The sequence below is a fragment of the Neorhizobium vignae genome (assembly GCF_000732195.1).
Taxonomy (GTDB): Bacteria; Pseudomonadota; Alphaproteobacteria; order Rhizobiales; family Rhizobiaceae; genus Neorhizobium; species Neorhizobium vignae.
In genome coordinates this window covers 24,725-32,945 of the sequence record NZ_JNNU01000036.1, presented here as the reverse complement: position 1 = coordinate 32,945, position 8,221 = coordinate 24,725, and the positions used below count along the sequence as shown (strand labels likewise).

The following is an 8,221-nucleotide window of genomic DNA, read 5'->3' as shown; positions in this document are numbered from 1 at the left end:
GTCGTAACCCAGCGCTCGAAGCTCTTCGTAAATCCGGATCAGCGTCAGCCGTTCACGAGAGGGCTTGCTTCGTTCGCGGCCAGAAAGCGCTCGATCTCGGCCTTCCAAGCCCCGGTCTTCGGCAGTGGCTGCCGTTCTCGCTCGTAAGAAAAGTCAGTCTCCTCGGATCGCAGTATCTTGCGCACCGTGTTGCGGGACACATGCAGCTCCCGGACGATCTTCTTCACTGACCAGCCCTGCACATGGAAGGCCCGGCGAACACGCGCAATCGTATCCACTCGCTTCAACTCCCCCTCCATCCTCCAGCAAAAGACGGATGGTCAGACGAAACAGGTGGGGGGTCAAAATTGGACGCCAGTCACCCCGCCAGAGGGGTCAATATTCCACGCCGAAACACAGATCTGGGCATCGCAAGAGCTTAAGCGTGTACCCTGCGGCCTTGATGCCACGGTAGCCCGGACTTCGCTGCGAAACGGCCGTCCCCTTGAGGCAGGGTGCTGCGCCCTTTAGCTCCCTTTTAGCGCAGCTCTGAACTCATGTCCGGATTTGCCAACCTTCAGATGGAGGTTGTGCCTGGAATTCCGGCGGTCGCAATAATCGGAGTTTCATGTCACGTGATTCCCAGGGAAGGATATGATTAAGCCTTTCGGCCTATAGCTGACGCAATGGCCGGTTAGGGCGATTGATGCTAAAGGAGAAAAGCCGCCCATACACCCGCCTGAGTTCGATACACCCGCCTGAGTTCGATGCACCTCACCCCGACGCTACGACGACTTCTTGATCAAGGCTATGAAGCCTTCGCTCACTATCGCAAGCCAACGGCCCTTGAAACCTCACCGCTGCGCAATCCGGAGAAGCTACTGAAGCGACTGACGTCCAAGCCATTGAGGCTTCTGGAAGTTGAGGACTTACAGGAATACGCTGCGGCTGCACTGACGACCGTAGGGACTGTTGACGATTATAAGCATTTCCTTCCACGCCTGCTGGACCTTTCAGTGGACTCTGCTGTCGTTGAGCCTGAAGTCATCGCTCTGAAGCTGAAGGCGGCAGACTGGCTTGCCTGGCCGCAGAACCAGAAGCATGTCGTCGAACAAATCTTTGCAGAAGCGTGTGGACATGCGCTCAGGCAACACCCGGACAAATACTCTGCGAATAAGTGGCTTGTCGGCCTCGCGATACTGAACATTGATCCTAATAAACTCCTCATCGAGATCGAAACGTCAAACAACGACTTCTGCGCCCTACAACTTGCGCACCTGATACTTTCCGAACTCCCGTTCGCGAGCGACCCTTTTGAGCGAGGGTACTGGATGGAAGCGTCCGACAGTACTCTCCAGGAAACGAGGACCTGGCTGCTCAGTCAGGAGATACGCAGGTTACTCCTAAGCGTACGATGGCGGATAGGATCAAAGGACGCTGACCTGCTCGATAGGGCTTTGGCAAAACATGAACAACTCGTCCGCCACCGTCACCAATGATGGAAGCGGGGATAACTGCTGTTTGCGCTACTTCCCAGCCAGCTCAGACTAAAGCTATCGTTCATACTATGCGGCAGAATATATCGGTGTGGGCAAAGACATGGATAGAGAAAAAAACGAAATCTGCGACACAATCGGCATCAGCTTTACGCAAGACCGGCACGGCTGGAGTGACCTTCTCGTCATCCAAGGCGGAACATCCTTCAGTCTCCGGATCAGCGACGTGCTCAGCGACGGCCCGCTGGGACTTCTCAGGCTTTGTGACGCCATCCTGACCAATCGACCAGAAAGCGTCGATCTCCTGGATGAGCCTGGTGGGCATCGCTTGACCATCTATCCCGACCCAGGGCAGCAGCATATCATGACTCTAGAAATCAGAGCGCTTGCAACCTCGGACAAAACAGAGGCGACGCCGATGTTCTCGACGCGTTCGAAACGCAAACAGTTGCTGACATTGCTGATGGCGGAACTCTGGAAACTGCATCACTTTCACGCGGAACCGTCGTTCCAACGCGGCAGGTCAGGTTTTGCTCATGCTGACACTCTATTAGAGTTGAATCGCATGTGGGATGCTGATCAACGCATGGGGCCGTCAATCCTGAAGTAGTTCAATTACCGTTGAACCTTCTCGCTTCTCGACGGCGATGGGGCGCGAAGCGGCTTTAGCTTCTCCGATATCTGGACGCTCACAGGCCGCTACCGCTAAGCTGGCGAGACGACCTCCCGTTCTATTGACCAATCGGTGGCAATGAATTCCAGCGTTTCATCCCGAAAGTAGAATAGGAAATGGCGGGCTCCCTCAGGGTCAACGTTCATGACCTCCCAGTCGACACAGCCTCCTAGCTTTTCTTCCCCAACGATCTCATAGAATTCTCCCCATTTTGGTGCTTGTTTGGCGTACCTACCTTCGCCCGAGAACCATGCATGATCGTTTGTCGCATCCCAATTCCATCGGCTACAGTTTACGAAGCGAATCGTTGCTGCCTCTCTGGAAGAGGATTTCTGTCGCCCGGGATTCAGCAAGAACCATAATTCGGCAGTGCTGCCGCTAAACTTGACGTCCACTGAAGGGGCATTAGGCGCTGCCTCCCAATGTTCATTAAGCTGAATGAAAGTGATTTTATTCATTGCGGTCCTGATTTAGCATGCCTTTCAATAGTGCCAGGGTATAGGAAGCGGAGAAAACCTGCCACAGCTCACGTTGGTCCATGATGCAGTTGAACTGGCTGCCTCGACCGAAGGATTACGGCTATCGGCCTAAAATCGCCCTGGAGCTATCACGGGCGCTCGCCGGAGTTACTTTAGTAGGTGGCTTCTCTTCGCATACGCTTCACGAGCCAGGGTGTACTTGCTGCTCCAGATGTCGATGGCGTCGGACGCCCGGCCGAGGTTGATCTGGAGCTGTGGGTCGTTGTCGATCCGATTCATCCGTTCAAGCTGACTGCGAGGAAACGGCGCTCCGAACGCATCGATAATCCCGCCCATGATGTCCGCGTATTCGGACAATAGCATTTCCTGCAGTGCATCATGAACAGTCGGAGCCAAAGCACCAGACGAGTTGTCAAAAAATTGCTGAATGCCGCCGTTCCCGACCTCTCCGTCGAAGATCGCTGTGGCGTAAAGATACACGTGAGGCCGACCAAACTTAACCACCGTCTGTGGGATAAGCTGGTCTTCGATGGAGACGCCTTGTTCAGCTTGCTCTATGGCCTGCTTTAGAAGCCAGTCATCAAGTGAACCAAGATCATCGTAGTTCGCCATCATCTCGATCCGAAAATGGGGGTCATCAAGTTCCTACCAGCAAGGCTACCCGCTTCCAAGTCGGCTCATGAGCATATGGGAGATAGCGGCCCCTAGCCCATCATTGAAGTTGGCTGCAGCTCGTCGCTTTTTGTTCTTTTTCCTGTTAGGCGTGTCCCATTCCCAGAGAAACCTTGACCGGAGCGCATAGAGGCATTCTTCCCACGTCTCGCGCTCGCAAGCTGCGACGGCCGTAACCAAGTAGCTTTTCATGGTCTGGAATGAGTAAGAATGAATGCGTAAGTTCTTCAGCTCTTTAGGGCTAGTCGACACGTTGTTGGGCGTTGCCACCCTAATGGAAAAAGTCTCCGCCCAATCTGCATCCTTCGGTCCGATGTCGAGTTGCAGCCAGATATCAGCGTCATCCGGTGAGGCCGTCTCGAACCCCTCATCTGCCTCCATGTCGATACAAAATACTTCTCCGGAAGAAAGAGCTGTGACTGCGCCAATTTTCAGTTCCATCGCATCATTAGCCAGTTGATTTTCCAGTTGGACCAGCCTCGTTCCAGCCTTGAGTTATGGCGTTGGAATTCGACTGTGTCGTTGATCAGAGCTTAAAGACTTTTGTGGCCCACGCAATGACCGCAGATGGCGCGAAGTGGCCACCGGCCTTAGTGACTCGGGTGCTGCCCGGTCCGGCCGGGAGCTAGAGCCCGTCCGCTTTACTCGGGGTCATATCCGCATGATTTGAAGTAGTTGGCGCATTCTTGTGGTTCGAACAGCGTGACGATCTGGCCAACGGTATTCCACAAGCCCTCAACCGTTCGCTCAGCTTTGGCGCGTAAGACAGCCTTGAGCGTGGCGAACGCCTTCTCGATGGGGTTGAAGTCCGGGCTGTAGGAAGGAAGGTAGAGTAACCGGCATCCCGCACCTTCGATTGCGTGACGCAGTCCCTCCGCCTTATGTGCGGGCAGATTGTCCATGATGACGATGTCGCCCGGTGCCAAGGTTGGAATGAGAACCTGTTGCACATAGGCCTGGAATGCTGCCCCGTTCATCGCACCGTCCAAGACCATGGGCGCGGTCATGCCGGATAGCCTGAGCGCTCCGGTGAATGTCGTTGTCTTCCAGTGCCCGTGTGGGATCGGGGAGCGGCATCGTTCTCCACAAATGGCTCGTCCGCGAAGCCGAGACGTCTTCGTGCTCAGTCCGGTTTCATCGATGAAGACGAGGCGCGCCGGATCGAGATCGAGTTGGCCGTCGAACCAGGCCTGGCGACGCTTCAGGAGATCGGGGCGCTCCTGCTCGAGTGCATGTGCGGTCTTTTTTTGAATGTCCAGCCGCGCCTTCGCAGCCAGACATCGAGCGCGCTAAGGCCAATGGAAACGGCTCTCTCCTCATGCCATCGCAGGACCATCTCGTTGAGGGTAATGTCCTTTGCCTCTTCGATCATGCCGACGATGAAGTCCTCGTGGGCATCGAGGCGCGAGCCAACGCGTCGGCCCTGTTTCGCAGGCGACAACCGACCAGCCCGCGCACTCGCAATCCAGGCGATGGCTGTTGAAATCCCGACCCCAAATCGGGCTGCCGCTGAACGCGCCGACATGCCACCCCGTGACGCAGCCAGCACGCGGCTACGCAGATCATCGCTGAACGTTCGGGTCATATTGCCTCCGACCAAATCACCAGTCGGAGCGATGGAATCAGAATTGGGCAGACAAGGGAATCCTCATCGCGATTCCGTGCTCTAGATACCTTGACGATCCAATGATCCCGTTAGAACTCTTCAACCTTAAAGGGGGCATCAGCATCGAAGTCGTTACCGAAGAAGTTAACTCGGATGAACTTGCCGCGAAGGAACCCCATAGTACGAGCGACCTCTACGAAGTAGTCAGCACCACCGTGCCTATGGGTCGAAAAAGGGATTCCCATGTCTCGTAGGCGCTCAACCATGGAAAAGACTTCCGTCTCATCAGGACTGCGAAATAGATAAACGCGTTCATGATTTTCTGACGCCTGAAAACCGAGATGCAGAAACGGCGTCACATCATCTTCGACCGCTACCTCCAGCCCCACCCGTCCAGACTCTGCGATAAAGACCATAGTAGGTTTCGACATTGTCAAGTTCCCCCTGAGGGTGAGTTTCATGTCCTCGCTTTTGTACCAGTGTGTTCGTTCCGGCGGCAACGCCCGCCTTTGTGACCCGGGTGCTGGTCCGTTTCCGGCCCAATGCGGACTTCGATACTGCCATATCAAACCTGATGAGAAGTGCGGCAGATCAAGGCCAGAGGTCGCCCTTCTCGTTGAGATTTCGCGCAGCAAGCTGAGCTGCTGCGTCCTCGTTCCATTTGTTTTTGCCGGAAAAAAGCCTGACGGATCGTGTAGCTGAAGGCCACTCTCGATCACGAAGGCCGTCAAGATCGAGCGCTACGCGAAACACTGAGAATTCCCGAAGGTGATCCTGCTTATCCAGCCCAGGTAACTCTGCCAGGTTTTTGCAGTTGATCAGCGCAAGCCGCTTGAGGCTCGCTCCGTTCAAGTCCACCTGCTTTAGCTGAATCTGGTCTTCAATGCGAAGCGATGATAGTACGGGTAACCGGGACAGATCACCCGTCGTTGCCAAGCCCTGAACGCGGATAATGTGCAAATTTTCAAGCGACTTGCTCGACAGGTCGTCAATATCGGCACGGCCTCCTAAGATCAACTTCAGGTCCTTCAGCGTCGATAAGTCTTTCACAAAATTCAGCGCATGTTTCTTGGCATAACCACTTAACGTCAACGTCCGCAACCGAGGCACGCCTTCCAACCCGCCGATACCCTTTGAGTGGCCGTGGATAAAAAGGCCGTCCAGTAACTCGCAGTCGGCCAAAGGTGAAAGATCAAAGTTCCGCTTGCGGTTTTCACCGAGCGAAAGCTGTGCCAAACGGCGAAGTTCTATCGTTCTCAGAAAGTCGGGGCGGTCCAGCTCGAAGACCCCGAAGTCTAGCAACCTCAGATTTGGGAGCCGTCCGATCTCCTCCTCATTGTCGATTGCAGTCAGGCAATCGACTGCGAGGTTACGTGTTTCAGGCAGATGACGGAGAGTCATTGCATCGAAACGCCCGCCGTAATGCCCAAAAAATCGCACTTGAAGGCGATCTTTGACTAGCCCGCAGGCTTCGTTCAGCGACGCCAAAATCGCGGGCGTATAGGCTTCTGGCTTGCTGAACTGAACAATCAATCGTCCACGCGTCTCGCACTCCTTGGCAATCTCAACAGGGGAAAGGATTTTCGGGTCGTGTAATCGCCCGCTATCTATTTTCAGCACGCTTCAACCATTTCATTGACGATGGCTTGGAATACTACCTATTTCAAGAATGACGGCAATTGACGAATAGCTGCCGCGCCTAAGCCTCCGCCACTCCTCCCACCGCGTCGCCTCCATCAGGCGGCACGATAATAGCACATCTGGTCGCTACTCGGCCTGTTGCGGTCTTCATGCACAGCATCTACCAATGCGGCTTCGGACGAAGGTGATGTTTGGACATAGGTAAGCGACGCGTTGATCAGGTTTGAGGCAATGGAATTCGATCTCGGAGCAAGAGCGACGTCGGCCGACCTTGACCGCATTGAGATGACGCACCGTCCTGACCTAGCTGCGAACGAACTGCGGGCGTATTTTTCGGTAAGTGGGCAGGGTAAGTATCTGAGAGTGTACTTCCCTCACGTAGACATCTTCCGGGTCATCGATGACATGCATCAGCCGCTGGAAGAGCATGGGATGGAAAAGGTGGGACACGTCCCTGAACATTTTGCTTACAGAGTTGAAGGAAGCCCTTTCTGGGCTGCGCAACGCGAACTCTTCGAGATATCGCTACCTGGATCGACCCACTACCTTTTTGTCACCGGAGGCAACTGCCTCGATGTGATTTCGAGAAACAAACCTCGCTTCTCGTGGGTCGCTTCCAACTCCGACTAAGGCATCGCCAAGCTTTACTGAGCTGGCGGTAGTCGATCCGGAGAACGTTAGCCTTTCGGGTTACTCCTCCGGTTGATAACGTGAAGCTCTATGACATGGGGAGGCTTGGTCGATGAATTATTCGGACGTGGTTGGAGGGGATGAGCTTTTGCGATGGTCGGCGAGGTTCCGACGTTCCACGACAGCGAAATCCTCAGTCTATCCCTCCGTAGAACCGGGTCCAGCGAATTGAAGGTGCATGGCTGGATCATGACCGGCGAGGTCGATCCAGACGGATATTTCGTGCTGGACAAGCACGCGGTCGTAACCTTTTTCCTTGAAGGCGTCATGGACCTTCAGCTCAACGGCTTTAGCGGCCAGAATGTGATTGCGGGCCTCGTCCTCCAACGCGCAACCGACCGAGGCAGGTCAAGCTATTACAGCCTGCCGGAAGATCGGACCGACATCGAAATCGAGTTGATACCTTGTTATGGGTTGGACGTGTTCATCAGAGCGAAGAAGGTGGCGATTTCGTTCGTCCCGGGACGCCCTGCGGATAGATGATGGGACTGTAGCTTCCGTTCGGCTCCTATTGGTGCGAAGCGGAAGACGCGTCTCGGCCGAGGCGGACTTTGGTCAGTGGTGCTCGACAACATTTTGGTCTTGTTCGAACGCCTTGGTCACAACGATCTCTCCCACAATGGCTGCGTTGAAGTTTTCAAGGTCTTCAGCCGGTATCCAGTATTCCCTCAGCGCCTGGCCGCCCGCAGCTTGCGGAGCGTAGGCAGCCAGAAACGTGCTCAGAACTTCGAAGCGTGTGACATACCCAGCACCGTCCCGGCTGATATTCCAATCCCTCGCGATCCGAATGGCATAATCTTCAGAAAGCACGGGGTAGAAAATAGGTTGGTCAGGCAGTCGAGGTGGAAACGTCCTCATGCCGCTCTGCTTTATCAAGTCCAGTTCAATCGGACCTACAGGTCGCCAAAGGGTCACAGTCTCCATCTCAATCTCCGCAGAAAACATTTGCCGTAGTAGCTTCACACGAGAGTAAGGCGCTCCGAAA

11 protein-coding genes and 1 pseudogene are annotated in these 8,221 nt (G+C 54.7%); 4 read left to right on the top strand and 8 right to left on the bottom strand.

All coding sequences use genetic code 11. The annotated features are described in order from the left end of the window. Nucleotides 1-287 (bottom strand): annotated as a pseudogene (locus GQ59_RS29485) (helix-turn-helix domain-containing protein); the annotation flags it as partial. A gap of 459 nt (nt 288-746) precedes the next feature. Here GQ59_RS29485 and GQ59_RS29480 point away from each other — a divergent pair. Together GQ59_RS29480 and GQ59_RS29475 are read left to right on the top strand one after the other, a co-directional pair. Then, nucleotides 747-1,478 carry a hypothetical protein gene (locus tag GQ59_RS29480; protein ID WP_152564509.1) on the top strand — a complete coding sequence of 244 codons (732 nt, stop codon included), beginning with the start codon at nt 747-749 and terminating at the stop codon, nt 1,476-1,478. Nucleotides 1,479-1,578: 100 nt separating this feature from the next. Beyond that, nucleotides 1,579-2,085 carry a hypothetical protein gene (locus GQ59_RS29475; protein ID WP_037088315.1) on the top strand — a complete coding sequence of 169 codons (507 nt, stop codon included), beginning with the start codon at nt 1,579-1,581 and terminating at the stop codon, nt 2,083-2,085. Nucleotides 2,086-2,180: 95 nt separating this feature from the next. On the opposite strand, the gene GQ59_RS29470 is transcribed toward GQ59_RS29475, so the two are convergent. From GQ59_RS29470 to GQ59_RS29440, 6 genes are all read right to left on the bottom strand, one after another. Next, nucleotides 2,181-2,606 carry a hypothetical protein gene (locus GQ59_RS29470; RefSeq protein ID WP_037088312.1) on the bottom strand — a complete coding sequence of 142 codons (426 nt, stop codon included), beginning with the start codon at nt 2,604-2,606 and terminating at the stop codon, nt 2,181-2,183. 168 nt (nt 2,607-2,774) lie between these two features. Further along, nucleotides 2,775-3,239, bottom strand: coding sequence for a DMP19 family protein (locus GQ59_RS29465; RefSeq protein ID WP_162183335.1), 465 nt, complete (start codon nt 3,237-3,239; stop codon nt 2,775-2,777). Nucleotides 3,240-3,284: 45 nt separating this feature from the next. Next, on the bottom strand, nt 3,285-3,740 hold the full coding sequence (locus GQ59_RS29460) for an Imm8 family immunity protein (protein ID WP_037088306.1): 456 nt from the start codon (nt 3,738-3,740) through the stop codon (nt 3,285-3,287). Nucleotides 3,741-3,940: 200 nt separating this feature from the next. Then, nucleotides 3,941-4,884 (bottom strand): IS630 family transposase gene (locus GQ59_RS31605; RefSeq protein WP_174459640.1). Its coding sequence is split into 2 segments (ribosomal slippage): nt 3,941-4,548 and nt 4,548-4,884, totalling 945 coding nucleotides; the frame shifts between segments, so codons are not numbered across the junction. 110 nt (nt 4,885-4,994) lie between these two features. Continuing rightward, nucleotides 4,995-5,366, bottom strand: a complete 372-nt coding sequence (locus tag GQ59_RS29445) for a hypothetical protein (protein WP_244448090.1) — start codon at nt 5,364-5,366, stop codon at nt 4,995-4,997. A 130-nt stretch (nt 5,367-5,496) separates the two neighbouring features. Beyond that, nucleotides 5,497-6,525, bottom strand: a complete 1,029-nt coding sequence (locus GQ59_RS29440) for a hypothetical protein (RefSeq protein ID WP_152564508.1) — start codon at nt 6,523-6,525, stop codon at nt 5,497-5,499. Between the two features lie 252 nt (nt 6,526-6,777). Between GQ59_RS29440 and GQ59_RS30785 the strand changes: the two genes are divergently transcribed. Continuing rightward, the gene (locus GQ59_RS30785) at nt 6,778-7,176 is read left to right on the top strand and encodes a hypothetical protein (RefSeq protein ID WP_152564507.1); all 399 of its coding nucleotides are present in this window, start codon (nt 6,778-6,780) and stop codon (nt 7,174-7,176) included. A gap of 153 nt (nt 7,177-7,329) precedes the next feature. After that, on the top strand, nt 7,330-7,719 hold the full coding sequence (locus GQ59_RS29430) for an Imm50 family immunity protein (protein WP_037088294.1): 390 nt from the start codon (nt 7,330-7,332) through the stop codon (nt 7,717-7,719). Nucleotides 7,720-7,791: 72 nt separating this feature from the next. Here the strand turns inward: GQ59_RS29430 and GQ59_RS29425 are convergent, their stop codons facing one another. After that, a complete protein-coding gene (locus tag GQ59_RS29425) occupies nt 7,792-8,160 on the bottom strand; it encodes an ADP-ribosylation/crystallin J1 (RefSeq protein ID WP_152564506.1) in 369 nt (122 codons plus the stop codon). Between the last annotated feature and the right edge of the window lie 61 nt (nt 8,161-8,221).

Coding starts and splice junctions, on each gene's coding strand:
- GQ59_RS29445 (WP_244448090.1), bottom strand. CDS start 5,366: ATGAAACTCACCCTCAGGGGGAACTTGACAATGTCGAAACCTACTATG.
- GQ59_RS29470 (WP_037088312.1), bottom strand. CDS start 2,606: ATGAATAAAATCACTTTCATTCAGCTTAATGAACATTGGGAGGCAGCG.
- GQ59_RS29480 (WP_152564509.1), top strand. CDS start 747: ATGCACCTCACCCCGACGCTACGACGACTTCTTGATCAAGGCTATGAA.
- GQ59_RS29475 (WP_037088315.1), top strand. CDS start 1,579: ATGGATAGAGAAAAAAACGAAATCTGCGACACAATCGGCATCAGCTTT.
- GQ59_RS29430 (WP_037088294.1), top strand. CDS start 7,330: ATGGTCGGCGAGGTTCCGACGTTCCACGACAGCGAAATCCTCAGTCTA.
- GQ59_RS29465 (WP_162183335.1), bottom strand. CDS start 3,239: ATGGCGAACTACGATGATCTTGGTTCACTTGATGACTGGCTTCTAAAG.
- GQ59_RS29425 (WP_152564506.1), bottom strand. CDS start 8,160: ATGGAGACTGTGACCCTTTGGCGACCTGTAGGTCCGATTGAACTGGAC.
- GQ59_RS30785 (WP_152564507.1), top strand. CDS start 6,778: ATGGAATTCGATCTCGGAGCAAGAGCGACGTCGGCCGACCTTGACCGC.
- GQ59_RS29460 (WP_037088306.1), bottom strand. CDS start 3,740: ATGGAACTGAAAATTGGCGCAGTCACAGCTCTTTCTTCCGGAGAAGTA.